Source organism: Isoptericola sp. NPDC056618, from assembly GCF_042792715.1.
Classification (GTDB): Bacteria; Actinomycetota; Actinomycetes; order Actinomycetales; family Cellulomonadaceae; genus Isoptericola; species Isoptericola nanjingensis.
The window spans coordinates 1-22,984 of sequence record NZ_JBHTVZ010000011.1; the positions used below are offsets into that span (position 1 = coordinate 1).

The window sequence follows — 22,984 nt, forward strand, 5'->3', positions numbered from 1 at the left end:
GTGTGTTTGGGGGTCTTTTTCCCCGGGGGCCTTCTTCGGCCGGCGCTGGCGTCCCCCCCCACATCCACCCCGCCGGCGCCCCCCGGCTGTCCCCCGGGGGGCCCCGCGACGTGTGCCACGACACAACGGCGAGGGGCTCAGTCCCCGTCGTGCCCCGCCGGGAGCCCGTCGACCTGGCGGAACGTCGTGCCGCCGTCGAGGGCCAGGACGCCGGCGAAACGGAGCAGGTCGCTGATCGTCGTGACCATCTTCCCGCCGTCGATCCGCACCCCCTGCGCCGGGGTCCAGCCCACGGAGAGGTAGGAGGTGTCGTCGGCCTTGAGCAGGTAGACGAAGGTCTCGCACAGGATCCGGCTGCCGACGTCCCCGAGGAAGTTGCCGTTCCCCTGGATCTCCGCCTCCTTGAGCACGTAGTACCACAGCGGCGTGCCGTCCAGCGCCGCCAGGGCGTCCTTGACGTCCTGGGACGCACCCCGGGTGAGCTGCTCGGGAGTCAGGGCCGGCACGTGCAGCGCCTCCGCCACCGCCTCACCGGTCGGCAGGGACAGCCAGTACCCGCGCAGCAGGTTCCGCTGCGCGAGCTGCTTGAGCAGGGCGCTGACCCCCGGGGCCAGGCCCGGGTCGTTGCCCTCCTTGAGCATCGTCGCCAGGCCGTTGGCGAGGAAGGGGTCGATCTTCGCCGCCGAGCGCCGGCGGTCGGGGTCGCCCTTGTCGACGAACCGGGCCCAGTCGATCGGCCAGTTCGACGGGAGCACCTCGCCGGGAGGCGCACCCGTGGGCACGAGGCCGCCACCCCCGGTGAACTCGAACAGCTGCACCAGGCTCCCGAACGCGGCCCGTGGCGGTGCGGCCGGCGGGGCGACCTTCCCGAAGTTGAGGTTGAAGTCGTAGCCGCCCCGCACCATCGAGTGCCCGAAACGGAAGGCCGCGACCGCGAACTCGAGCGGCATCGCGATCTTGCGGCGGGGCCGGAACAGCAGGGAGGGCTCCACGAGCACCTCGTCGAGCACCCCCGGCTTGGTCAGCGTCCGCAGGTAGTCGTGGACGACCAGCCACTGGTAGTGGTGCTGCGTGAGCTGCTGGGCGCGGTCGAAGACCGCCCGCTCGTCCACCGTGAGCCACGGCTCGGTGCGGCGGACCCACTCGACGACGGCGTTGTGGAACCGGATGAACCCGAGGTGGAGCTGCGCCACGACGAGGTTCTCGTCGTTGCGCCCGTCCGGGATCTTCGCCGACCCGGGGGCGGGTCGGTCGTCCTCGGGGGCGTCGAGGTCGGCGATCTCCTCGGACGAGAACCGCGGCAGGTCGCGCTGCGGGTCGTCGCCCGGGGGGACCAGCTCGAACCCCGGGATCGGGGTCGTCGCCACGCGGCCGAGCGCGAGCTTGGTCGGGTCGGTCGTGGCGTATGCGGCCTCGCTGCGGGTGGTCCTCCGTCCGGGCTCCCCCGGGAACCGCGGTCCGCTGCCGTACAGGCTGTCGAGGTTGAGGAACGGGTGCCGGCCGTTGTGCAGGCTGCGGACCACGACCTCGGGCGGGAACGCCGTGAACGGGTCGGACACGATGTCGCCCAGCACCAGGTCGCCGGGTCGCGGCCGCTCCCCCGCCTCCGGCGGCCCGTCGGGCCCGTTGGTGTTGAGGGTGATGTCGTGGTCGATGAACTGACCCCAGTAGGTGTAGATCGCGGGCACCGTGGAGTCCAGGGCCGGGTTCGGCGGACCTGCCGGCTCGATCATCCCCGCGCCGAGCTTCTTCAGCGCCGCGACGACCGCGTCCACGGTCGGTCCACCGATCGGCCCCTCGGGCGGGTCGTCGCCGACCGGCAGGTGCGCGGCGGGGAAGCGCCCGCGCAGGCCGCGGAAGAGGTAGTCGAACGACGTCGTCGCCTCGAAGCGGTCCTCGACGATGTCGCGCAGGACGGCGAGCTCCGTCTCGTGCAGCAGGGGTGCGGGCGACGACCCCGGGTCGGGGTCGGGTCGCGGACGGGGTCGAGGGCGCGGGCGGACCTGGCCGCCGTGGCGCACGCTGCGCACCGTCCGGCCGACCGGGTCCGAGTGGAGGTCGTGCCCGGGCTCGGGCGCTTCCTGCTCGATGGTCTGCTGAGCCGCCATGGCTCTGCCCCTCTCGGGAGAAGCGGGCGCCGGGCGCCGCCCGACGCGGGGCGAGTCCCGGGCCGCCGCCGCTCAGGGAGGGAGACGGCCCGGGACAGCGCGCTGCGACGCGGCCACCGCAGTGGATCAGGGAGTGCGGTGGCACGCCGCGACGGGTCCGCGGTACCACCGCGGCCCACGGACCGGGCACGCCCGCTCCGTCACGCCAGGAGAGAGGGCCGCCGCCCGCGACCGTGACCGGTCGCGCGAGCTTTCACCCGCTCCCGCGTCGCGGGAGGCGTCAGCGCAGGATCTCGGCGCAGAATCTCAGCGCAGGATGTCGCGCGCCCGCGCGACGTCGGCGTGCATCTGCTCGATGAGCGGCTCGATGCCGTCGAACCGCAGCGTGGGACGGAGCCGCTCCACGAGCTCCAGCACGACCGTCTCCCCGTACAGGTCCAGGTCGTCGCGGTCGAGCACGTAGGCCTCGACGCGACGCTCCACGCCGTCGAACGTGGGGTTGGTGCCCACGGAGATGGCCGCGGGCAGGTCGGCGTCGGGGTTGCCCGGGTCCTCCTGCGCGAGCCGCGGGCGCAGCAGACGGCCCGCGTACACGCCGTCGGCGGGGACCATGCCCTCGGCGTGCCCGAGGTTCGCCGTCGGGAAGCCGAGCTCCCGCCCGCGCGCGTCCCCGTGCACCACGGTGCCGCGCACGCGGTGGGGCCGGCCGAGCACCTCGGCCGCCTGGGCCACGTCGCCCTCCGCCAGCAGCGCCCGCGCGGCCGACGACGACCAGCGCTCGCGCGCCCCGGCGCTGCCGGGCGCGCACTCGCCGACGTCGTCCACGGCCACGACCTCGAAGCCGTGGGTACCGCCGAGCTCCACCATCGTGGCCAGCGTGCCGGCGTTGCCCTTGCCGAACCGGACGTCGTGCCCGACGACGACGGAGCGCGCGCCCAGCCCGTCCACCAGGTAGCGGGTGACGAACTCCTCCGGCGTCTGCGCGGCGAGATCGAGCGTGTACGGCACGACCAGGGCGGCGTCGAGGCCCGCACGGGCCAGGAGGTCGAGCCGGTCGCGCAGCCCCGTCAGCAGCTCGGGCGCCGTCTCCGGACGGTGCACCTGGGCCGGGTGCGGGTCGAAGGTGAGCGCCACCGCGAGGCGGTCGTCGGCGCGGGCCAGGTCCACGAGACGCCCCAGCACGGCCTGGTGGCCGCGGTGGACGCCGTCGAAGTTGCCGATCGTGACGACCGACGGGCCGAAGCCGTCGGGGACCTGGTCCAGGTCCGTGAACACCTGCACGCGTCGCGCTCCGTCTCGTCGAGGTCGGCTGCCGGCGCCCCCTGCGGGCACCGACCGTCAAGAATAGACCGACGATCCCGCCCCGGACGGACGCGCGCCTCGCTCATCGCGGCAGCGCCGCCGCGGCGGCGCCACCGTGCCTCCGGAGTTCCTCCCGGGGCACCGGGCGAGATCGGCCGGTGGTCCCCACCCGGGGCGGGCGCCACCCTGATGCGCGCCCTGGCGTACTTCCCGTCGGCGGACGCCGCGCCCGCGTGGCTCGCCCTCGGCCTTGGGCCGCGGCGGGGATGCTCCTGTCGCTGGTGGGCCACCTGCGCACCGCCGGCGGCGTCGAGCCCGACGCCGAGGCCGCGCGGGTCGCGGCGTGCGCTCAGCCGCCGGCCGGGGCGAGCACGAGGACGGGCTTCGCCAGCGCCTCGCCCCGGCGACGGGTGTCCTCCAGCAGCGCGACGAGCACGCCGTCCGGGCCGATCGCGGCGACCGTGCCGCGCTCCCCGCTCGCCGGCACCCACTGGCCGTAGCCGAGGGCGCGAGCCTCGTCGGCCGTCAGCTCCCGGACCGGGAACGTCGCGCGGGCGGCCTCCGCGAGCGGCAGCGTCGCGAGCACGCCGTCGGCGTCCGCCTGGGCCTCGAGCTCGTCGAGCGTGCGCGCCGCGGCGAGCTCGTAGCCGCCCACCCTCGTGCGGCGCAGCGCCGTGAGGTGGCCACCCGTCCCGAGCGCGGCGCCCAGGTCGCGGGCCAGCGCGCGGACGTACGTCCCCGAGGACACGACCACGGTCACGTCGACGTCGAGCACCGCCACGCCGTCGTCCGTCGTCGCGGGGCGGGTGCCGAGCACGTCGAAGCGGCTCACGGTGACCGGGCGGGCCTCGAGGACGACGTCCTCCCCCGCCCGGGCGCGCGCGTAGGCACGCTTGCCGTCCACCTTGATCGCGCTCACCGTGGTGGGCACCTGCCGGATGTCCCCCGTCAGGACGGCCGCCTCGCGCGCCAGGTCCGCGCCGTCGACGCCGCCGCCGACCCCGAGGGCCTCGACGACCTCGCCCTCCGCGTCGTCGGTCGTGGTGGCGACACCGAGGCGGATCGTCGCGTCGTACGCCTTGTCCGCGCCGACCACGTAGGTGAGCAGCTTGGTGGCCCGCCCGACCCCGACGACGAGCACGCCCGTCGCCATCGGGTCGAGGGTGCCCGCGTGCCCGACCTTGCGCGTCCCCGCCAGCCGGCGGCACCGCCCGACGACGTCGTGGCTGGTCCAGCCCGCCGGCTTGTCGACGACGAGGAACCCGTCAGGAGCGGTCGGGCGGCGGGGCGGGCGCTCCCCCTGGCCGCTCACTCGTCCTCGTCGTCCTCGCGCGGCTTGCGGTACGGGTCCTCCTCGCCGGCGAAGCCCTTGCCCTCACGCAGGGCGGCGAGCTCGGCGTCCCGGCGCTGCGCCTCGATGAGCGCGGCGTCCAGGTGCGCGGCGTTCTCCGGCATCGAGTCCAGGAAGAACTCGATGGTCGGGGTGAGGCGCACGCCGGTCTGCTTGCCGACCTCCGAGCGGATCATCCCCTTGGCGCTCTCCAGCGCCGCGGCGGTGCCCGCCCGCTCCTCGTCCGTGCCGAAGACCGTGTAGAACACCGAGGCGTTCTGCAGGTCGCCCGTCACGCGCACGTCGGTCACGGTGACGAAGCCGAGACGCGGGTCCTTGATCCGCGTGTCGAGCAGCTGTGCGACGATCTCCTTGATGCGGTCCGCGAGCTTGCGGGCGCGCGGGTTCTCGGGCCTGTCGCCCTTGGGACCGGGCATGGGTGTCTCCCTCTCTCGACGCCGACGGCGCCCCGCCCTGCCCTGCTCCTGTCGAAGCGGGGCGGGTCGGGACGCCGTCGGACTGTACCTTGCGGCGCGACCGTCAGGCGCGCGGCTTCTCGCGCATCTCGAAGGTCTCGATGATGTCACCCTCGGTGACGTCGTTGAACGACCCCAGGCCGATACCGCACTCGAAGCCCTCGCGGACCTCGGTGACGTCGTCCTTCTCGCGACGCAGCGACTCGATCGTGAGGTCGTCCCCGACGATCTTGCCGTTGCGCAGGACGCGCGCCTTCGTGTTGCGGCGGATGGTGCCCGACCGGACGATCGAGCCCGCGATGTTGCCGAACTTCGAGGAGCGGAAGACCTGGCGGATCTCCGCCGTGCCCAGCTGGGCCTCCTCGTACTCCGGCTTGAGCATCCCCTTGAGGGCCGCCTCGACGTCGTCGATCGCCTGGTAGATGACCGAGTAGAACTTGACCTCGACGCCCTCGCGGTCCGCGAGGTCCTCGACGCGCTCGCCGAACTTCACGTTGAAGCCGATGATGACCGCGTTGTCGACCGTGGCCAGGTTGACGTCGTTCTGCGTGATCGCACCCACACCGCGGTGGATGACGCGCAGCTCGACCTCGTCGCCGACGTCGATCTTGAGCAGTGCGTCCTCCAGAGCCTCCACGGCACCGGAGACGTCGCCCTTGAGGACCAGGTTGAGGGTCTCGACCTTGCCCTGCTGGAGCGCCTGCGTGAAGTCCTCGAGGCTGATGCGCTTGCGGCGCTTGGCCAGGAGGGCGGCACGCTCGGCGGCCTCGCGCTTCTCGGCGATCTGGCGGGCCGTGCGCTCGTCCGGCGCCACCAGGAAGGTGTCGCCGGCGCTCGGCACCGACGCGAGACCGAGCACCAGGACCGGCCGGGCCGGGCCCGCCTCGGTCACGGCCTCGCCGTGCTCGTCGAACATGGCGCGCACGCGGCCGTGGGCCGTGCCCGCGACGATCGCGTCACCGACGTGCAGGGTGCCCGACTGGACGAGGACGGTCGCGACGGCGCCGCGGCCCTTGTCGAGGTTGGCCTCGATGGCCACGCCTCGGGCGTCCTTGTCCGGGTTCGCCCGCAGGTCCAGCGAGGCGTCCGCCGTGAGCAGCACGGCCTCGAGGAGCTGGTCGATGCCCTGGTTCTGCTTCGCGGAGACGTCGACGAACATCGTCTCGCCGCCGTACTCCTCGGCCACCAGGTTGTACTCGGTGAGCTGCTGGCGGATCTTGTCGGGGTTCGCCCCCTCCTTGTCCACCTTGTTCACCGCGACCACGATCGGCACGTTGGCCGCCTGGGCGTGGTTCAGCGCCTCCACCGTCTGCGGCATGACGCCGTCGTCGGCGGCGACCACGAGGATCGCGATGTCCGTCACCTGGGCACCACGGGCACGCATGGCGGTGAACGCCTCGTGGCCCGGGGTGTCGATGAAGGTGATCGGGCGGTCGACGCCCTCGTGCTCACGACGCACCTGGTACGCACCGATGTGCTGGGTGATGCCGCCGGCCTCGCCGGAGACGACGTCGGTCTGGCGGATCGCGTCGAGAAGACGCGTCTTGCCGTGGTCGACGTGACCCATGACGGTGACGACCGGCGGACGCGGCATGAGCTCGTCGTCCGACTCGCCCTCGAGCTCTGCGTCGAGGTCGATGTCGAAGGCCCCGAGCAGCTCGCGGTCCTCCTCCTCGGCCGACACCATCTCGATGACGTAGCCGAGCTCGGAGGCCAGCGTGCCGAACGTGTCCTCGTCCAGCGACTGCGTCGCGGTCGCCATCTCACCGAGGTGGAACAGCACCGTGACCAGGCTCGCGGGGTTCGCGTCGATCTTGTCGGCGAAGTCGTTCAGCGACGAGCCGTGGCGCAGGCGGACGACGGTCGAACCGTTGCCGCGGGGCACCTGCACGCCGCCGAGCGACGGCGCCTGCATCTGCTCGAACTCCTGCCGCTTCGCGCGCTTCGACTTCCGCCCGCGGACCGGACGGCCGCCTGCGCGGCCGAAAGCACCCTGCGTGGAACCGCGACCGGCACCGCCGCGACCGCCGGGACGGCCGCCGAAGCCGCCGCCGCCACCGGGGCGGAAGCCGCCGCCGCCACCGCCGCCGGGGCCGCCACCGCGACCGCCGCCACGACCGCCGCCCGCGGGCGCCGGTCGCTCGCCGGGACGCGGCATCGAGGTCTTGCCCGGCATCATGCCGGGGTTGGGGCGCGGGCCGCCGGGACGGGGCGCCGCGGGACGCGGGCCGCCGGGACGGGGACCGCCCGGACGGGGACCGCCGGGACGCTCGCCCGAACGCTCGGGCGCGGCCTCGCCGCGGTCCGGGCGCTGGCCGGGGCGCGGCATGCCCTGGCTCGACGCGAACGGGTTGTTGCCCGGGCGCGGGCCACCGGCGCCGCCGGGGCGCTGCCCCTGGCGCGGCATGCCCTGGCTGGACGCGAACGGGTTGTTGCCGGGGCGCGGTGCGCGGCCGCCCTTGCCGTCACGACCACCGTCACGGCCGCCGTCGCGCTGCTCGCGCGCGGCCGGCGCCGGCTTCGGCGCCGCGGGACGCGGACCGGGGGTCGGCGCGCCGGGGCGGTTGGCGGGCTTGGCCGGGGCCTCCGGCGTCGCCGCAGCGGGGGTCGCGGCCGCCGCCGGGGCGGCGGGCGCCTCGGCCTCGGGCGCGGGGGTGGTCGGCTTCTGCGCGGCGGGCTTGGGGGCGGGCTTCGCCGGAACCGCCTTCTGCTCGGCGCGGGGCGCCGCAGCCTTCGGCTCGGCGGACTTGCTCGCCGGGGCGCCCGAGGACGCGGGTGCCGCGTCCTTGTACTTGTCGCGCATGGCTCGCTCGACCGGTGCCTCGAGCGTCGAGGACGCCGATCGGACGAACTCGCCCGCCGACTTCAGGTCGGCGAGCAGGGTCTTGCTCTCCACCCCGAGCTGCTTGGCCAGCTCGTGAACGCGGATCTTCGCCACAACTCTCCTGTCTCGGCCCTCCTGCGAGACAGGGAGGACCGTCGTTAGTACCGAGTACTCATCGCACGGAACTCATCGGGTGCCCATCGGCTTCTGACCCGCTTCCTTGTCGACTTCAGTGGGTGCGGCCGAGCGTGCTCGGTCGCGATGGTCCGGCCGCCGGGTGGCGGTGCGGACCGGAGGGACTCAACGGTCTCGCCGCTCCAGGTGTTCCCGGACGCCGGAGAGGTCGAGGGGACCGGTGACGCGCAGGGCGCGCGGCACGGCCCGACGACGCTCGGCGAGCGCCAGGCAGGCGGACGTCGGATGGATCCAGGCGCCACGCCCCGGCAGGCACCCTCGCACGTCGACCACGAGGACTCCCTCGCGTCCCGACGGCTCGAGCACCAGCCGCAGAAGAGCGGACCGCTGGTCACGCTCCCGGCACCCGACGCACGTCCGTACCGGGCCGGAGGTTTCCGGAGGGGTACGAGGGGAGGTCGAGGGCTGGGCGCGTGGCCCGGTCCCCGACAGTCTAGCGCGACGACCCACGTGCCGTGACCGGCCTCAGCCCTCGGCCCCGCGGCTCGCCGCGGCGCCACCTGCGTCGTCGCCCTCGGAAGCGCCCCCGGCGGGGGCCGCCTCGTCCGAACGGATGTCGATGCGCCAGCCCGTCAGCTTCGCGGCGAGACGGGCGTTCTGCCCCTCCTTGCCGATCGCGAGCGACAGCTGGTAGTCCGGCACGACGGCCCGCGCGGCCTTGGCGTCGGCGTCGACCACGGTGACGGAGGTCACACGGGCGGGCGAGAGCGCGTTGGCCACGAAGCGCGCCGGGTCGTCGCTGTGGTCGACGATGTCGATCTTCTCCCCGTGCAGCTCCGCCATGACGGCACGCACGCGCGCGCCCATCGGGCCGATGCAGGCGCCCTTGGCGTTCAGCCCGGCCACCTTGGACCGGACGGCGACCTTGGAGCGGTGGCCCGCCTCGCGGGCGATCGCCGTGATCTCGACGGCGCCGTCCGCGATCTCCGGGACCTCGAGCTCGAACAGCTTGCGCACGAGGCCCGGGTGCGTGCGGCTCAGCACCACCTGGGCGCCCTTCATGCCGCGGGACACCTCGACCACGTAGGCGCGCAGCCGCTCGCCGTGGACGTACTCCTCGGTGGGCACCTGCTCGTGCGGGGGCAGGACGGCCTCCGTGCCGCCGACGTCCACGAGGACGACGCGCGGGTCGCGGCCCTGCTGGATGACGCCGGCGAGGACCTCGCCCTCCTTGCCGCGGAACATGCCGAGCACCTGGTCGTCCTCGGCGTCGCGCAGTCGCTGCACGATGACCTGCCGGGCCGTCGCGGTCGCGATGCGGCCGAAGTCGGCGGGCGTGTGGTCGAACTCGGGCCCCAGCTCGATCGTGGGCCGCGCCTCCGGGTCCTCGGGGTCCGGCGTGCGGATCTCCTCGCGCGCCCAGACGGCGACGTGCCCGGACTTGCGGTCCACCTCCACGCGGGCGCGCGGGTAGGCGTCGGGGGTGCGGTGGTAGGCCGACAGCAGCGCCTGCTCGATCGCTTCCACGAGGACGTCGAGGCTGATGTCCCGCTCCCGCTCCAGCAGCCGAAGCGTGCTCATGTCGATGTCCATCGTCAGCCCTCCTCGTGACGGGCGGAGCCCGTGGTGTGGTCCCGGGCGGCGCCCGTGTCCGTGTCTGTCTCCGGGTCTGCATCACCGGGCGCCTCGTCCAGGCGCTTCAGCTCGACCTCGATCTTGCCCTGGCGCACGTCGGCGAGGGGCACCCGGGTGCCGTCCTCGAGCACCAGCACCGCGTCCTCGCCCGCGTCACCCGTGCGGGGCTCGACGTCCGTCAGGCGCCCCGACGTCGTGCCGCCGGCGCGCAGCCGCAGCACGACCAGGCGGCCGCGCGCGCGCCGGAAGTGGCGCAGCTCGGTCAGCGGACGGGAGGTGCCGGGCGTCGAGATCTCGAGCGTGTACGCGCCGGGGACGACGTCGTCGGCGTCCAGCGCCGCGGAGACCGCGCGCGAGACGTCGCCGAGCGTGTCGGAGTCGAGGCTGCCCAGCACGTCCTCGGGGAGGTCCACGGTGACGCGCACGACCGACTTCGCGCCGGCCTGCGTGACGACGACGTCCTCGAGGTACAGGCCCGCGCCGTCGACCGCCGGGGTGACGACCCGCCGCACCGCCTCGGCCTTCGCTCCGCCCGCCGTGGTGCGGCCGTGCTGCGCTGCCATCCCTGCCTCCCGTGGGTCACGTCGTGGACTGCCGTGTGCTCCCGCGCCGGGACGTCCCGCGGCCGGTGTGTCGTTGTGTGCAGCGACCAGCGTAACGAACGACGGGGCCGTCCCGCGCCGTCCGGCGCCCGTGACGGGCGGAGGAACGTCACACGGACGGGGCCGCGCGCGTGGCATCATCGGCCTCGATGGAACCTCAGCCCGCCCCCGGCCGGTTCGCCGACGACGTGACCGGCGCGGCCGTGCCCACCGCCCAGCGACGCCCCGTGGCGGCCGCCGCGGGCGCGCTGCTCGCCGTCGGGCTCCTGGCGGGGTGCGGCGTGCGGCTGGAGGCCCCGCCCGCGGGCGAGCCGGTGCCCGACAGCCTCGAGGTGGTGCGCCGCACCGCCGTCGCGGACGCCCTCCTCGTGGCCGACGGTGCCGAGGCTGCGCTCGAGGAGGTCCCCACGTCGCGCAAGCGGGTCGTCGCCGAGCTCACGCGCATCGCCGCGGACTCGCGCGAGCAGGCCGAGGCGCTGGGCGGCGAGTACGACTCCGGGCTCGCGACCGGCGCCCCCACGGACACGCAGTCCTCGGCCTGGGACAAGGCGACCCCGGCGGACGTCGTGGAGGCGCTCGACGACGCGGCCGCCCGGTCGCGGACGGCCGCCGGGAGCACGGGCGACGGGCCGCTGGCCCGGCTGCTGGCCTCGGTCGGCGCGGCGCAGACCGTCTCGGGCGAGCGCCTCGCGGCGCTGGTCGACGTCGCCGGTCCCGACGTCGTCGAGCCCCGCGTGCCGGAGTCTGCGGACGCCGACGCGGACGACGAGGGCGACGCGGGCGACGCGGGCGACGAGGACGACGCGGAGGAGGCGACCCCCTCCGGCTCCCCGACGGACGACGCCACGGCGACCGGACAGGACGCCGGGGGCAGCAGCGCGCAGGACGACGACACCGTGCCCGAGGGGCTCACGCCCCACGACCTGAGCACTCTCGTCGTGTCCGAGGACGCGACCCGCTACGCGCTGCAGCTGCGCGCGGCGATCGGCTCCGGCACGACGCGCGACCGGCTGCTCGAGCGGGTCGCCGTGCACGCGCAGCGGGCGGACGGATGGGCCGCCGTGGCGGGCACGCAGGCCACCGCGGACGACCCGCGCCGCGCGGCGTACGCCGTACCGCGGGTCGCCGAGCAGGGTGACAAGGCCCTGGTGATCGACCTGGAGAACGACCTCGCCACCGACTACGCGACCCTCGTGGGCACGACGGCGGCCGGGACCCGCGCGGTGCTCGTCGACCTGCTGGTCGACTCCGCCGTGGCCCTCGACGACTGGGGCGCCGAGCCCGAGCCGTTCCCCGGCCTGCCGGAGCAGGCCGGGGACGACGCGGCCGCCTAGTCTTCCGCGGGACCGTCCGGGGGTCAGTCCGCCAGCAGGGCGGCCACGCGCTCGGTCACGACCCGCGCGGCGTCGGCCACCGGGACCTGCTCCGACGCCCCCGCGCGGGGGCGCACCTCCACCAGGCCGTCCGCCAGGCCGCGGCCGACGACGACGATCAGCGGCACGCCGAAGAGCTCCGCGTCGGCGAACTTCACGCCGGGCGACACCTTGGGGCGGTCGTCGTAGATCACCTCGACGCCCGCGTCGACCAGCTCGGTGGCGAGCTTCTCGGCGGCGTCGAAGACCTCGGTGCCCTTGCCCGTCGCGACGACGTGCACGTGCGCGGGCGCGACGTGCGCCGGCCACGCGAGGCCCTTGTCGTCGTGGTTGACCTCGGCCAGGGCCGCGAGGGCACGAGTGACGCCGATGCCGTACGAGCCCATCGTCACGGTGACGGCCTTGCCGTTCACGTCGAGGACCTTGAGGTCCAGGGCCTCGGCGTACTTGCGGCCGAGCTGGAAGATGTGGCCGATCTCGATGCCGCGCGCGAGCTCGAGCGGCCCGGAGCCGTCGGGAGCGGGGTCGCCCGCACGCACCTCGGCCGCCTCGATGGTGCCGTCCGCGGTGAAGTCGCGCCCGGCCACGAGGTCGAACACGTGCTTGCCCGGAGCGTCCGCGCCGGTGATCCACCGGGTGCCGGGCACCACGCGCGGGTCGAGCAGGTAGCGGACGGCGGAGACCGTCGAGCCGTCCTCGGTCTCGACCTGCGCGCCCTGCGGGCCCAGCGCGCCGGGCCCGATGTAGCCCTTGACCAGCTCCGGGTGCGCGGCGAAGTCCGCCTCGGTGGCGGGCTCGGCCTCGGCCGGGGTGAGGGACGCCTCGAGGCGCTTGACGTCGACCTCGCGGTCACCCGGCAGCCCCACGACGAGCAGCTCGCGCCGGCCGTCCGGGTGCGTGACGGCGAGCACCACGTTCTTCAGGGTGTCCGCCGCGGTCCAGGGACGGTCGGGGCGGGGGTGCTGCTCGTTCGCGCACGCCACCAGCGACTCGATCGTCGGGGTGTCGGGGGTGTCCTCGACGTGCGCGGCCGGCGCGTCGGCGAAGGGCAGCGCGTCCGGGACGGGCGTGACCACGGCCTCGACGTTGGCCGCGTACCCGCCGGCCGAGCGCACGAACGTGTCCTCGCCGATGGCCGACGGCGACAGGAACTCCTCGGACCGCGAGCCGCCCATCGCACCGGACGTCGCCGAGACGATGACGAAGTCCAGGCCGAGGCGCTCGAAGATGCGCTGGTAGGCGCCGCGCTGCCGCTCGTACGACGCGGCGAGGCCCTCGTCGTCGATGTCGAACGAGTAGGCGTCCTTCATGATGAACTCGCGCCCGCGCATGAGGCCGGCGCGGGGACGCGCCTCGTCCCGGTACTTCGTCTGGATCTGGTACAGGGCCAGGGGCAGGTCCTTGTACGAGGAGTACAGGTCCTTCACCAGGAGGGCGAACATCTCCTCGTGCGTCGGCGCGAGGAGATAGTCGGCATCCTTGCGGTCCTGCAGGCGGAAGAGGTTGGGGCCGTACTCGGTCCAGCGGCCGGTGGCCTCGTAGGGCTCCCGCGGCAGCAGGGCCGGGAAGTGCACCTCCTGCGCGCCGATCGCGTCCATCTCCTCGCGGACGACGGCCTCGATCTTCGCCAGCACGCGCAGGCCGAGCGGCAGCCACGAGTAGATGCCGGGGGCGGCGCGGCGGATGTAGCCGGCGCGCACCAGCAGGCGGTGGCTCGCGACCTCCGCGTCGGCCGGGTCCTCGCGCAGGGTGCGGACGAAGAGCTGGGACAGGCGGAGCAGGTCGCCCTGGGGCTGACGGGCGGACACGATCGACATGGGGGCAAGCCTAGCGGCGCGCCGGGGCTCCCCCGGTCGCCCGGACCCCCGGTCCCGCGCCGGCCCCTTCCCCTGGTCGGCGTCGGGCCCGGCTGGCAGCATGGCCGCATGCCCGAGCTTCCCGAGGTGCAGGCGCTGGCGGAGTTCCTCGACGCTCGTACGTCCGGACACCGCGTCGTCGCGGCCGACGTCGCGGCCATCGCCGCGCTCAAGACCTTCGACCCGCCGGTGACGGCGCTCGTCGGGCAGGAGGTCCGCGGCGTCACGCGCCACGGCAAGTGGCTCGATCTCACGGCCGGCCCGGACGGCGACGAGGTGCACCTGCTGTTCCACCTGTCGCGCGGCGGGTGGGTGCGCTGGTCGGACCAGGCGCCCACGACGCCGGTCCGCCCGCGGATGGGCGGCTCGTCGCGCGGGGCGGCGTTGGCACTGCGGGTGCGGCTCGACGACGGCGCGGGCTTCGACCTCACCGAGGCGGGCACCCGCAAGCGACTGGCGGTGCACGTGGTGCGCGACCCGCAGGAGGTGGAGCAGGTCGCCACGCTCGGCGTCGACCCGCTCTCGGGCGACTTCACCCCGGAGGCGCTCGCCGCGCTGATGCAGGAGCGGAACCAGCAGGTCAAGGGCCTGCTGCGCGACCAGCGCGCGATCGCGGGCATCGGCAACGCCTACTCCGACGAGATCCTGCACGTCGCGAAGGTCTCGCCGTTCAAGCTCACGCGGTCGTTCACCCCGGAGGAGGTCACGGCGCTGCACGACGCCGTCGTGACCACCGTGCGCGACGCGGTCGCGGCGTCGTCGGGCAAGCCCGCGAAGGAGCTCAAGGACGCCAAGCGCCGCGGGATGCGCGTGCACGGCCGCACGGGCGAGGCGTGCCCCGTCTGCGGCGACGTCGTGCGCGAGGTGAGCTTCGCCGACCGTTCGCTGCAGTACTGCGCCACCTGCCAGACCGGCGGGCAGGTGCTCGCCGACCGGCGGATGTCGAGGCTGCTGAAGTAGCCGGTCAGCCCGCCGCGACGGCGTCGCGCGAGGCGACGAAGGCGTCGACGCACGCGCGGACCTGCACGGGCGTGTGCGCGGCGGACAGCTGCACGCGGATGCGTGCCTCGCCGCGCGGCACGACCGGGAACGAGAAGGCCGTGACGTACACGCCGCGCTCCCCCATCGCCGCCGCCGTCCTCGCCGCGAGCACGGCGTCGCCGAACATCACGGGCACGATCGGGTGCTCGCCGGGCAGCAGGTCGAAGCCCGCCTCGGTCATGAGCCGGCGGAACAGGGCGGCGTTCTCGGTCAGGCGGGCGCGCAGGTCCCCCGACCCCTCCACGAGGTCGAGCGCCGTGAGGGTGCCCGCCACGATCGTCGGCGCGAGCGTGTTCGAGAACAGGTACGGGCGGGCGCGCTGGCGCAGCAGGTCGACGATCTCCTGGTGCGCCGCGACGTAGCCGCCGGACGCGCCGCCGAGGGCCTTGCCGAACGTGCCCGTGAGGATGTCCACGCGGTCGGCGACGCCGAGCAGCTCCGGCGTCCCGCGGCCGTGCTCCCCCATGAACCCCACCGCGTGCGAGTCGTCCACCAGGACGAGCGCGGAGTACCGGTCGGCCAGGTCGCAGATCTCCCGCAGCGGCGCCAGGTAGCCGTCCATCGAGAAGACGCCGTCCGTGACGATCACGACGTGGCGGGCGCCGCCGTCGCGCGCCGCGCGCAGCTGGTCCTCGAGGTCGGCCATGTCCCGGTTGCGGTAGCGGAACCGGGCGGCCTTCGACAGTCGGATGCCGTCGATGAGCGAGGCGTGGTTGAGGGCGTCGGACACGATCGCGTCGTCCGCGCCGAACAGCGTCTCGAACACGCCCCCGTTGGCGTCGAAGCACGAGGAGAACAGGATCGAGTCGTCGGTGCCGAGGAAGCCCGCCAGGCGCTGCTCCAGGGCGCGGTGCTGGTCCTGCGTGCCGCAGATGAACCGCACGCTCGCCAGCCCGTAGCCCCACGTGTCGAGGGCGTGCCGGGCCGCCGCGACGATGCGCGGGTCGTCGGCCAGCCCGAGGTAGTTGTTGGCGCAGAAGTTCAGCAGCTCGGCGCCGTCGGCGCGGATGCGCGCGCCCTGCGGGCCGGAGATGCCGCGCTCGTGCTTGGTGAGGCCCGCGCTCTCGATCTCGGCGAGCTGGCCCGCCAGGTGCTCCCGGAACGTCCCGTACATCGCTACGCCTTCCCCTCGTCGAGCTGCGCGTCGTGCTGCGCGCCCTGCTCGTCTTCCCAGTCCGTCCAGTCGAGCACGACCTTGCCGCCGTGCGCCGAGGCCGCGGCCTCGAAACCTTCGCGCCAGCGGCTCGCGGGGAGCCGGTCGGTCACGACCGACGCGATCGCCGCCCGCAGCGTGGCGCTGGTGCGCAGCATCGCGTCCATGGCCTGCCAGGTCTCGAACATCTCCCGGCCGTAGATGCCCTTGAGGGTGAGCATGTGGGTCACGACCGTGCCCCAGTCGACGGCGATCGGCCCCGACGGCAGCCCGAGCATCGCGATCCGCCCGCCGTGGTTCATGTTCGCGATCATCTCGGGCAGCGCGCTCGGGGCGCCGCTCATCTCGAAGCCGACGTCGAACCCCTCGCGCAGGCCGAGCTCGCGCTGGGCGTCGGCGACCCGCGCCGTGCGCACGTCGAGCGCGGCGTCCGCGCCCATGGCCTCGGCCATCGCGAGCCGGGCCGGGCTGACGTCCGTGCCCACGACGAGGTGGGCGCCGGCGTGCCGCGCGACGGCGATCGCCATGAGCCCGATGGGCCCGCACCCGGACACGAGCACGTCCTCCCCGATCACCGGGAACGCGAGCGCCGTGTGCACCGCGTTGCCGAGCGGGTCGAAGATCGCCGCGACGTCCAGGTCGACCTCGGCGTGGTGCACCCACACGTTGGTGGCGGGCAGCACGACGTACTCCGCGAACGCGCCGTCACGGTGCAGCCCGAGGCCCTGGGTGCGGATGCACATCTGGCGCCGCCCGGCGCGGCAGTTGCGGCACGTGCCGCAGACGATGTGGCCCTCGCCGGAGACGAGGTCGCCCACGACGACGTCGTGCACCATCTCGCCGACCGCGACGACCTCGCCGACGAACTCGTGGCCCGGCACCAGCGGCGCCGCGATGGTCGAGGCGGCCCAGTCGTCCCAGCGGTCGATGTGCAGGTCGGTACCGCAGATGCCGGTGCGCAGCACACGGATCTTCACGTCGCCGATGCCGGCCTCCGGCTCGGGACGCTCCACCAGCTCCAGCCCGGGGCCCGGCCCCGGCTTGTACAGCGCCCTCACGCGGCACCCACCCGCGCCTCGGACACCCGTGCACCCCACGTCGCATGCGTCGTCACGCCGCGTACCATCTCACGATCCGGACGGATCCGGTAACGCCGGCACGTCAGAACAGCACCGTCGTGAACGTGCCGACCTGCTCGAAGCCCACGCGCCGGTACGTGGCGAGCGCCGGCGCGTTGAACGCGTTGACGTACAGGGAGACCACGGGCGCCACCTCGCGCCGCGTCGCGACGACGACGGCGGCCATGCCGGGCGCGGCCAGGCCGCGGCCGCGCCGCAGCGGGTCGACCCACACGCCCTGCACCTGCGCGACCCCGCCCGCGACCGCGCCCAGCTCGGCCTTGAAGGCGACGAAGGGCCCCGGCCGGGTGCCCGCGTCCGGGGCCGAGCCAGGTGCCTCCATGCGCACGAACGACCGTCCCTCGGCCACGAGGGAGCGCACCCGCAGGGCGTACGCGCTGCCGGGGGACGCGGCCGGCGCGTACCCGACCTCCTCCGCGAACATGCGCACGCAGGCGGGCAGCACGGCGTCCACCTCGCCGAGGGTGGAACGGCGCACCAGCGCGTCGGGCTCGACGTCCGGGTCGCGGGCGATCGCCAGCGACGGCTGGTCGGCGCGCACCTCGCGCGCCGGGGGCCAGCGGGGCGCGAGCAGGTCCCACAACGCGAGGGCCGCCGTCCGGTCCCCCACGATCGACGACGATCGCCGGCCCTGCGCGCGGGCCGTCGCGGCGAACGCGGCGACGGCGTCGTCCGCGTCGCGACCCACGAGGTCCGGGGACAGCACGGGGACGAGGTTCGCCCCGGACCAGCAGACCGCGACGAGCGGGCCCGTGGCGGGGAAGCCCCACGCCTGCCCGCCGGCGGCGGCGAAGCCCGCCACCGCCGCCACCTCGAGCCGCGCCGCGGCGAGCACCGACGTCACCGGGTCGCGGGCGCACAGGGCGCGCGCCTCGACGAGGTCCTCCTGGCCGAGGACGCGGGCCCGGGGTCGCCGCGCGTCGAGGCCGCGCGCGTCGCCGCGCGCCCGCACCGCCGGTCGCCAGCCGCCCATCACGCCCCCTTCGCCGTCGTGGGCCCTCCGCCATCGTCCCCGATGCGGCCTCTCGGTGCGGCCCCTCGGGCCGAACCGTCAGCCGACCGTGACCTCCGGAGCCCCGGCCTGGGCCTCGTTCTCGGGGGTGGGCATCGTCTCGGCGATGCGCATCGCCTCCTCGATGAGGGTCTCGACGATCATCGCCTCCGGGACGGTCTTGATGACCTCGCCCTTGACGAAGATCTGGCCCTTGCCGTTGCCCGACGCGACGCCGAGGTCGGCCTCGCGCGCCTCGCCCGGGCCGTTGACGACGCAGCCCATGACCGCGACGCGCAGCGGGACCGTCATGCCCTCCAGTCCCGCCGTGACCTTCTCGGCGAGCGTGTAGACGTCCACCTGGGCCCGGCCGCACGACGGGCAGGAGACGATCTCGAGCTTGCGGGGCCGCAGGTTCAGCGCCTGCAGGATCTGCGTGCCGACCTTGACCTCCTCGACCGGCGGCGCGGACAGCGACACCCGGATCGTGTCGCCGATGCCCTGGCTCAGCAGCGCGCCGAACGCGGTGGCCGACTTGATCGTGCCCTGGAACGCGGGGCCCGCCTCGGTGACGCCGAGGTGCAGGGGCCAGTCGCCGCGCTGGGCGAGCAGCTCGTAGGCGCGCACCATGACCACCGGGTCGTTGTGCTTGACGGAGATCTTGAAGTCGTGGAAACCGTGCTCCTCGAACAGGCTCGCCTCCCACACGGCGGACTCGACCAGCGCCTCCGCGGTCGGCTTGCCGTACTTCTCCAGCAGGCGCTTGTCGAGGGACCCGGCGTTGACGCCGATCCGCAGCGAGACCCCGGCGTCGGAGGCGGCCTTGGCGATCTCCTTGACCTGGTCGTCGAACTTGCGGATGTTGCCCGGGTTCACGCGCACGGCGGCGCAGCCGGCGTCGATCGCGGCGAACACGTACTTGGGCTGGAAGTGGATGTCCGCGATGACGGGGATCTGCGACTTCTTCGCGATGGCGGGCAGCGCCTCGGCGTCGTCGATGGTCGGGACGGCCACGCGCACGATGTCGCAGCCCGCGGCCGTCAGCTCGGCGATCTGCTGGAGCGTCGCGTTGATGTCCGTGGTCGGGGTCGTCGTCATCGACTGGATGCTGATCGGCGCGTCGCCGCCGACGGCCACCTTGCCCACCTGGATCTTGCGGGACTTGCGGCGCGGGGCCAGCGTGGGCGCGGGCGGGGTAGGCATGCCGAGATTGATCGCAGTCACGGTGCCAGTATCGCGCTTCCTGGGCCAGGTCACGCACACGGGACGTCCTCGCGCCCGGCCGTCCACCGCGCTGTGCCACTCTCGTCGCACGTTCTTCACGCGGGGGAGCCCTGCCCGCCCGGTCCCGATGCTCCCCACCGGCGACGACATCGTCCCGGCGTCCGAGGACGGCTCGACGGCGACGGCGAGGGGCGTCAGCCCAGACGGACCGGGTCCACCAGGTCCGCGACGATGAGGATCGCTCCCGTGCCCACGAGCACGACGAACATCACGTAGGCCACCGGCATCATCCGCGCGACGTCGGCCGGGCCTGGTCGCGGGAGCCCGCGCAGCCGCGCGACCGTACGCTTGGCGCCCTCGTACAGGGCGTTGACGACGTGCCCGCCGTCCAACGGCAGCAGCGGGATGAGGTTGAAGACGAAGAGCGCCACGTTGAGCGCGGCCAGCAGGCTCAGGAGGAACTGCAGCGTGCTGATCACGGGCGCGTCCGCGGCGACGGCGTCCACGGCCATCCGGCCGACCCCGACGACCGACACGACGGAGTCCTGCGACCGCGGCTCGTCGGTGAACGCCTGCACCGCCGCGTCGCCGATGCGCACCGGGAGCGTGACGATCATGCCCGCCGTGCCCGAGACCTGCTGCCAGACCGCCTCCGGGACGGTCGAGACCGGCAGCGGCTCGTACTCCTGGGTCGGCGTGATGCCCAGGAACCCCGCCGTCTCGGTGACCGGCTGCCCGTCGGCGCCGACCTTCGCGGTGCCGTCGGCCTCGACCACGGGGACCTGCCGGTCCGACGTCGTCACGGTCAGCGGGACCTCGGCGCCGTCGCGCAGCACCACCACCGGGACCTGCTGGTCGGGGGCGTCCGCGATGGCCCCGGAGAGCTGGTCCCACGACGTCACGGCCGTGCCGTCCCACTCGACGATCTCGTCGCCCGGCTGCAGGCCTGCCGCGGCCGCCGGCGAGGGCGCGGCGCCGTCCCCGCACACGGGCGCCCCGTCCGCCGTGGTCGACGTGGGCGTGCACTCGCTCACCGCGCCGACGGTCGTGGTCACGGTCGGCGCCCCGATGCCCACGAGCACGACGAACGTGAGCACCACCGCGATGAGGAGGTTCATCACCGGGCCGCCCAGCATGACGACGAGCTTCTTGGGCGTGGACAGGTGGTAGAAGGCGCGGTGCTCCTCGCCGGGGAGGATCTCGCTCACGGACGCGTCGCGCGCGTCCGCGATCGCCTGCCCGAAGAACCCCCCGCGGCGGCGGGTGCCCTCGGGCGCGGGCGGCATCATGCCCACCATCCGCACGTAGCCGCCCAGCGGGATGGCCTTGACCCCGTACTCCGTCTCTCCCTTGGTGCGCGACCACAGCGTGGGGCCGAAGCCCACCATGTACTGGCTCACCCGGACGCCGAACTTCTTCGCGGGGACCATGTGGCCCACCTCGTGCAGGCCGATGGAGAGGGCGAGGCCCACCACCATCACCGCGATGCCGACCACCCAGGAGAGAACGTCCACGGCCTCGAGCCTAGGACACCCGGGGCGACCCGCCGCACGCCCCTGCCACGCGCGCGTGGAGGGTTCGTCAGGACCGCGCGAGGATCTCGTCGGCGCGTGCCCGCGCCCAGCGCTCGGCGCTCTCGACGGCGTCGAGGGTGACGTCGGCGGCGGCCGCCCCGTCGTGCTCGGCCAGCACCCGCTCCACGGTCTCGACGATGTCGAGGAAGCCGATGCGCCCGGCGAGGAAGGCGGCGACGCCCTGCTCGTTCGCGGCGTTGTAGACCGCGGGGTGCGTGGCGGACGCCGCGACGGCCGCGCGGGCCAGCCCGACGGCGGGGAACGTCGTCTCGTCGAGGGGCTCGAACGTCCACGACGCCGCCCGGGTCCAGTCGCAGGCCGGCGAGACGACGTCGAGCCGCTCCGGCCACGACAGGCCGAGCGCGATGGGCAGCCGCATGTCGGGCGGGGAGGCCTGCGCGAGCGTGGAGCCGTCGTGGAACTCGACCATCGAGTGCACGACCGACTGCGGGTGCACCACCACGGTGATGTCCTCCGCCGGCACGTCGAACAGCAGGTGCGCCTCGATGAGCTCGAGGCCCTTGTTCATCAGCGAGGCGGAGTTCACCGTCACCACGGGCCCCATGGCCCAGGTGGGGTGGGCGAGAGCCTCGTCGACCGTGACCTTCTTGATGTCGTCGCGGCTGCGGCCGCGGAACGGCCCGCCGGAGGCCGTGAGGACCAGCCGTCGCACCTCGTCGCGCGCGCCCCCGCGCAGCGCCTGGGCGATCGCCGAGTGCTCGGAGTCCACCGGCACGATCTGCCCGGGCGCGGCCGCGGCCTTGACCAGCGAGCCGCCCACCACGAGCGACTCCTTGTTCGCCAGCGCCAGCGTCGAGCCGCCTGCGAGCGCCGCGAGCGTGGGCCGCAGGCCCACCGACCCGGTGATGCCGTTGAGGACGACGTCGCTGCCGCGACCCGCGAGCTCGGTCGCCGCGTCGGGCCCGGCGAGCACCTCGACGTCCTCCGCCGCGGCGCCGAGCCGCTCGACCAGGGCGGCCCGCAGGTCGTCCGCACGGGCGGCGTCCGCGACGGCCACCGCGCCCGCCCCCACCGTCGCGACCTGCTGCGCGAGCAGCGCGACGTCGGACCCGCCCGCGCTCAGCGCCTCGACCCGGAACCGCCCGGGGTGGGCACGTACGACGTCGATCGCCTGGGTACCGATCGAGCCGGTGGAGCCGAGGAGGGTGACGGTGCGGGTGTGCTGGTCGGGCATCTGCTCGGTCCTGTGGTCGGGCGTGCGGTCGGGCATGCGATCGGGCATGGCGCCCATCATCCCAGGCGTTCTCGCGCCTCTTCCGCCCCGTCGCCCGAGCAGCCGACACGCCGCGGAACGGCGCGGAATTCACCCGCCCCGGTGCTTGACTTCCGGACAGAACCCCCACTCGCCCGGTCGCGGTGGGATGTGACGCCGGTTACGTTCGCATCCATGCGTACTTATCGCGTGATAGTCGGCAAGCGCGCCATGGCCGCCCTTGCCGGGATCGCCACCCTCGTCACCGGGGCGGTCGTCGGGCTGGCGACACCCGCCGCCGCGGACGGCGACGGCGAGACCCACCGCATCTTCGCGACCCGCGAGGGCCTGGTGGGCAAGCACACCGCGAACGGCCACAAGATCTCCACGCGGGACCACTTCGTCGCCCTGCCCTCGCGCCGGGCCCTGTCCGCGGACGGCGACGGCGCGTTCAGCGTCCGGGCGTGCCGGGCCGACAGCACGCGGTGCGAGTACGCGCCGGTGTGGGACGTCGGGCCGTGGAACACCACCGACGACTACTGGAGCTCCACCCGGCACGCCGCCCGGGACCTGCCGCGGGGCACCCCGCAGGCCTCCGCGGCCTACCGGCTCGGCCACCACGGCGGCAAGGACCTCTTCGGGCGCACCGTGACCAACCCGGCGGGCATCGACCTGGCGGACGGCACCTACCGGGACAGCCTGGGCCTGCGCTCCAACGCCTGGATCGACGTGACCTACCTGTGGCAGGGGTCCGCGCGCACGGGGATCGTGTCGGCCGACGGCGGCACCCTCAACGTCCGCACCGGGCCGGGCACCGGCTACCGGTGGACCGGCGCCGCCGCCGACGCCGCGCGCGTGCCGCTGCTCTGCCACGCGCGCGGGCAGACGGTCACGGGCACCCGCGGCACGACGAACCTCTGGTACCGCATCGGCCCGAGCAACTGGGTGTCCGACGCCTACCTGGCCACCGGCAGCGGCGGCGCCCTCGCCCCCGCCTGCTGACGGGCG

Annotated in this window: 18 protein-coding genes; 3 read left to right on the forward strand and 15 right to left on the reverse strand. The window is 74.5% G+C overall.

Going from position 1 to position 22,984, the window contains the following annotated elements; all coding sequences use genetic code 11:
* Positions 1 to 137: 137 nt before the first annotated feature.
* From ACFQ8T_RS13710 to rimP, 8 genes are all read right to left on the reverse strand, one after another.
* Positions 138 to 2,108, reverse strand: a complete 1,971-nt coding sequence (locus tag ACFQ8T_RS13710) for a heme peroxidase family protein (RefSeq protein ID WP_430547079.1) — start codon at positions 2,106 to 2,108, stop codon at positions 138 to 140.
* A gap of 306 nt (positions 2,109 to 2,414) precedes the next feature.
* A complete protein-coding gene (locus tag ACFQ8T_RS13715) occupies positions 2,415 to 3,389 on the reverse strand; it encodes a bifunctional riboflavin kinase/FAD synthetase (RefSeq protein ID WP_430547080.1) in 975 nt (324 codons plus the stop codon).
* A 370-nt stretch (positions 3,390 to 3,759) separates the two neighbouring features.
* On the reverse strand, positions 3,760 to 4,722 hold the full coding sequence (truB, locus tag ACFQ8T_RS13720) for a tRNA pseudouridine(55) synthase TruB (RefSeq protein ID WP_430547081.1): 963 nt from the start codon (positions 4,720 to 4,722) through the stop codon (positions 3,760 to 3,762).
* Positions 4,719 to 5,177 (reverse strand): 30S ribosome-binding factor RbfA, encoded by a 459-nt coding sequence (gene rbfA, locus ACFQ8T_RS13725; RefSeq protein ID WP_430547082.1) that lies wholly within the window; start codon positions 5,175 to 5,177, stop codon positions 4,719 to 4,721. Before rbfA ends, truB begins: the two co-directional genes overlap by 4 nt.
* 103 nt (positions 5,178 to 5,280) lie before the next feature.
* Positions 5,281 to 8,154, reverse strand: coding sequence for a translation initiation factor IF-2 (gene infB / locus ACFQ8T_RS13730; protein ID WP_430547083.1), 2,874 nt, complete (start codon positions 8,152 to 8,154; stop codon positions 5,281 to 5,283).
* Between the two features lie 186 nt (positions 8,155 to 8,340).
* The gene (locus tag ACFQ8T_RS13735) at positions 8,341 to 8,685 is read right to left on the reverse strand and encodes a YlxR family protein (RefSeq protein WP_430547084.1); all 345 of its coding nucleotides are present in this window, start codon (positions 8,683 to 8,685) and stop codon (positions 8,341 to 8,343) included.
* 15 nt (positions 8,686 to 8,700) lie between these two features.
* The gene (gene nusA / locus ACFQ8T_RS13740) at positions 8,701 to 9,768 is read right to left on the reverse strand and encodes a transcription termination factor NusA (protein ID WP_430547085.1); all 1,068 of its coding nucleotides are present in this window, start codon (positions 9,766 to 9,768) and stop codon (positions 8,701 to 8,703) included.
* Positions 9,769 to 9,770: 2 nt separating this feature from the next.
* Positions 9,771 to 10,373: a ribosome maturation factor RimP gene (gene rimP / locus ACFQ8T_RS13745; RefSeq protein ID WP_430547086.1), complete on the reverse strand. Its 603-nt coding sequence runs from the start codon at positions 10,371 to 10,373 to the stop codon at positions 9,771 to 9,773.
* A gap of 188 nt (positions 10,374 to 10,561) precedes the next feature.
* Here rimP and ACFQ8T_RS13750 point away from each other — a divergent pair, with 188 nt between their 5' ends.
* Positions 10,562 to 11,746: a DUF4439 domain-containing protein gene (locus tag ACFQ8T_RS13750; protein WP_430547087.1), complete on the forward strand. Its 1,185-nt coding sequence runs from the start codon at positions 10,562 to 10,564 to the stop codon at positions 11,744 to 11,746.
* 23 nt (positions 11,747 to 11,769) lie between these two features.
* On the opposite strand, the gene ACFQ8T_RS13755 is transcribed toward ACFQ8T_RS13750, so the two are convergent.
* Positions 11,770 to 13,602: a proline--tRNA ligase gene (locus ACFQ8T_RS13755; protein WP_430547088.1), complete on the reverse strand. Its 1,833-nt coding sequence runs from the start codon at positions 13,600 to 13,602 to the stop codon at positions 11,770 to 11,772.
* A gap of 108 nt (positions 13,603 to 13,710) precedes the next feature.
* Here ACFQ8T_RS13755 and ACFQ8T_RS13760 point away from each other — a divergent pair, with 108 nt between their 5' ends.
* On the forward strand, positions 13,711 to 14,601 hold the full coding sequence (locus ACFQ8T_RS13760; RefSeq protein WP_430547089.1) for a DNA-formamidopyrimidine glycosylase family protein: 891 nt from the start codon (positions 13,711 to 13,713) through the stop codon (positions 14,599 to 14,601).
* A gap of 4 nt (positions 14,602 to 14,605) precedes the next feature.
* Here ACFQ8T_RS13760 and ACFQ8T_RS13765 read toward each other — a convergent pair whose 3' ends face one another.
* The 6 genes from ACFQ8T_RS13765 to dxr all read right to left on the reverse strand — a co-directional run bounded on the left by ACFQ8T_RS13765 (position 14,606) and on the right by dxr (position 21,958).
* A complete protein-coding gene (locus ACFQ8T_RS13765) occupies positions 14,606 to 15,796 on the reverse strand; it encodes a glycine C-acetyltransferase (protein ID WP_430547090.1) in 1,191 nt (396 codons plus the stop codon).
* Positions 15,797 to 15,798: 2 nt separating this feature from the next.
* Positions 15,799 to 16,893, reverse strand: coding sequence for an L-threonine 3-dehydrogenase (gene tdh, locus ACFQ8T_RS13770; protein WP_430547091.1), 1,095 nt, complete (start codon positions 16,891 to 16,893; stop codon positions 15,799 to 15,801).
* A 103-nt stretch (positions 16,894 to 16,996) separates the two neighbouring features.
* On the reverse strand, positions 16,997 to 17,947 hold the full coding sequence (locus tag ACFQ8T_RS13775) for a GNAT family N-acetyltransferase (RefSeq protein ID WP_430547092.1): 951 nt from the start codon (positions 17,945 to 17,947) through the stop codon (positions 16,997 to 16,999).
* A 78-nt stretch (positions 17,948 to 18,025) separates the two neighbouring features.
* Positions 18,026 to 19,168 (reverse strand): flavodoxin-dependent (E)-4-hydroxy-3-methylbut-2-enyl-diphosphate synthase, encoded by a 1,143-nt coding sequence (gene ispG / locus ACFQ8T_RS13780; protein WP_430547093.1) that lies wholly within the window; start codon positions 19,166 to 19,168, stop codon positions 18,026 to 18,028.
* A gap of 215 nt (positions 19,169 to 19,383) precedes the next feature.
* Positions 19,384 to 20,703, reverse strand: a complete 1,320-nt coding sequence (locus tag ACFQ8T_RS13785) for a M50 family metallopeptidase (RefSeq protein ID WP_430547094.1) — start codon at positions 20,701 to 20,703, stop codon at positions 19,384 to 19,386.
* 67 nt (positions 20,704 to 20,770) lie between these two features.
* Entirely contained in the window at positions 20,771 to 21,958 is a 1,188-nt protein-coding gene (dxr, locus tag ACFQ8T_RS13790) for a 1-deoxy-D-xylulose-5-phosphate reductoisomerase (RefSeq protein WP_430547192.1), read from the reverse strand.
* 213 nt (positions 21,959 to 22,171) lie between these two features.
* On the opposite strand from dxr, the gene ACFQ8T_RS13795 reads away from it, so the two are divergent.
* A complete protein-coding gene (locus tag ACFQ8T_RS13795) occupies positions 22,172 to 22,978 on the forward strand; it encodes a hypothetical protein (RefSeq protein WP_430547095.1) in 807 nt (268 codons plus the stop codon).
* Positions 22,979 to 22,984 lie beyond the last annotated feature (6 nt).